This window comes from Pseudomonas agronomica (assembly GCF_025917275.1).
GTDB lineage: Bacteria > Pseudomonadota > Gammaproteobacteria > Pseudomonadales > Pseudomonadaceae > Aquipseudomonas > Aquipseudomonas agronomica.
The window spans coordinates 1-2,837 of sequence record NZ_JAOSHO010000586.1 but is presented as its reverse complement, the minus strand read 5'-3'; the positions used below and the strand labels follow the sequence as shown (position 1 = coordinate 2,837).

2 protein-coding genes are annotated in these 2,837 nt (G+C 61.6%); both read right to left on the bottom strand.

The window, feature by feature from the left end; all coding sequences use genetic code 11:
* On the bottom strand, nucleotides 1–2,211 hold a 2,211-nt coding region (ppk1, locus tag OC610_RS24845), incomplete at its 3' end, for a polyphosphate kinase 1 (RefSeq protein WP_264431663.1).
* Nucleotides 2,212–2,228: 17 nt separating this feature from the next.
* The coding region (hemB, locus tag OC610_RS24840) for a porphobilinogen synthase (protein WP_264431662.1) at nucleotides 2,229–2,837 on the bottom strand (609 nt) is incomplete at its 5' end.

The following is a 2,837-nucleotide window of genomic DNA, read 5'->3' as shown; positions in this document are numbered from 1 at the left end:
AACCGCCAACACCGGGTTGCTCAAGCGCTCCAGCAAGGTCGCCTGGGCGCTGCGCGGGTTCTGGTTGCCGGTCGGGGTGTTGCGGATGTAGCGGCCATCCGACTGCAGGCTCCAGCTGTGGGTGTTGTCGGTGAGGTAGCTTTCGAGCTCTTTCTTGACCCGCAGGATCAGCTTCTTGCCTTCCACCGGGAAGCAGGTCTCGACGCGCTTGTCGAGGTTGCGCTCCATCCAGTCGGCGCTGGACAGGAACATCTGCTCCTCGCCACCGTTGAGGAAGTAGAACACCCGCGTGTGCTCCAGGAAACGCCCGATGATCGAGCGCACATGGATGTTGTGAGACACCCCGGGGATGCCCGGTCGCAGGCAGCACATGCCACGCACCACCAAGTCGATGCGCACGCCCGACTGGCTGGCCTTGTACAACGCACGGATGATCTTCGGATCGGTCAGCGAGTTGAACTTGGCGATGATGTGCGCCGGCTTGCCGTCCAGGGCGAATTGCGTCTCCCGGGTGATCATGTCGAGCATGCCCTTTTTCAGGGTGAACGGCGCATGCAACAGCTTCTTCATGCGCAACGTCTTGCCCATGCCGATCAACTGGCTGAACAACTTGCCGACGTCTTCACACAGGGCGTCGTCGGAAGTGAGCAGGCTGTAGTCGGTGTAGAGACGGGCGTTGGCGGCGTGATAGTTGCCGGTGCCCAAGTGGGCGTAACGCACGATCTCCCCGGCTTCACGGCGCAGGATCAGCATCATCTTGGCGTGGGTCTTGAAGCCGACCACGCCGTAGATCACCACCGCGCCGGCCGCTTGCAGGCGGCTGGCCAATTGCAGGTTGGATTCTTCATCAAAGCGTGCGCGCAGCTCGATCACCGCCGTGACTTCCTTGCCGTTTCGCGCCGCGTCCACCAGCGCATCGACGATTTCCGAGTTGGCACCACTGCGGTAAAGCGTCTGGCGCACCGCCAATACGTGGGGATCCTTGGCAGCCTGGCGCAGCAAGTCGACCACCGGCGTGAACGACTCGAAGGGGTGCAGCAGCAAGATGTCCTGCTTGCTGACCACGCTGAAAATGTTCTCGCTGTTCTGCAGCAATTTCGGGATCTGCGGGGTGAACGGCGTGTATTGCAGCTCCGGATGGCTGTCCAGGCCGGTGATGCTGAACAGACGCGTCAGGTTCACCGGGCCATTGACCTGGTACAACTCGGTCTCATGCAGGTTGAATTGCTTGAGCAGGTAGTCGGACAGGTGTTTCGGGCACGTATCGGCCACTTCCAGGCGTACCGCATCGCCATAGCGACGGGAGAACAGCTCGCCGCGCAAGGCGCGGGCCAGGTCTTCGACGTCCTCGGTGTCCACCGACAGGTCAGCGTTTCGGGTCAGGCGGAACTGGTAGCAGCCCTTCACTTTCATGCCCTGGAACAGGTCATCGGCGTGGGCGTGGATCATCGACGACAGGAACACGTAGTTGTCCCCCGGGCCGCCGACGTCTTCCGGCACGCGGATGATCCGCGGCAACAGGCGTGGCGCCGGAATGATCGCCAGGCCGGAATCGCGGCCGAAGGCGTCGATGCCTTCCAGTTCGACGATGAAGTTCAGGCTCTTGTTCACCAGCAACGGGAACGGGTGTGTCGGGTCGAGGCCGATCGGGGTGATGATCGGCGCGATTTCGTCGCGGAAATAACGGCGCACCCAGGTCTTGAGCTTGGTGGTCCAGTAGCGGCGACGGATAAAGCGGACCTGGTGCTTTTCCAGCTCAGGCAACAGGATGTCGTTGAGAATCGCGTATTGGCGATCCACATGGCCGTGGACCAGCTCGCTGATGCGCGCCAGCGCCTGGTGCGGTTGCAAGCCGTCGGCACCGGCCTGCTCGCGGGCGAAGGTGATCTGCTTTTTCAGGCCGGCGACGCGAATTTCGAAGAACTCGTCCAGGTTGCTGGAGAAAATCAGCAGGAATTTCAGCCGCTCCAGCAGCGGATAGGACTCGTCCAGCGCCTGCTCCAGCACGCGGATGTTGAATTGCAGTTGCGACAGCTCGCGGTGGATGTACAGGCTGCTGTCATCCAGGTTGGGGATCGCAATCGCTGGCGCTGGGGCCGCCTCAGGCACGGCCGGTGGAGCCGGCTCCAGCTCTGGCGGCGTTTCGGCGACCTGCTCGACCACGGGCTGAGCGTCTTTTACGGCAACTTCTGTGAGTCCTTCGGTATTCATCGCAAGTTCCTGGGAGGCTATTTCTGCTCTCGAAGCAATTGGGCGGCGCGCACGGCAAAGTAAGTCAGGATGCCATCAGCGCCCGCGCGTTTGAAAGCGGTCAGGGACTCGAGAATTACCCCTTCGTTCAGCCAGCCGTTCTGTATGGCGGCCATGTGCATCGCGTATTCGCCGCTGACCTGATAAACAAAGGTCGGCACTTTGAACTCATCCTTGACCCGATAAAGAATGTCCAGATAAGGCATCCCCGGCTTGACCATGACCATGTCTGCCCCTTCTGACAAGTCGGCGGCCACTTCGTGCAGGGCTTCATGGCTGTTGGCCGGGTCCATCTGATAGGAGGCCTTGTTGGCCTTGCCCAGGTTCAGGGCCGAGCCGACGGCATCGCGGAAAGGACCGTAGTAGGCGCTGGCGTACTTGGCCGAGTAGGCCATGATGCGCACATTGACATGCCCCGCCACTTCCAGCGCTTCGCGGATTGCCTGGATACGACCGTCCATCATGTCGGACGGCGCCACCACCTGGGCACCGGCCTCGGCGTGGGACAGCGCTTGCCTGACCAGCGCATCGACGGTGACGTCGTTCTGCACGTAGCCATCGTCATCGAGAATGCCGTCCTGCCCGTG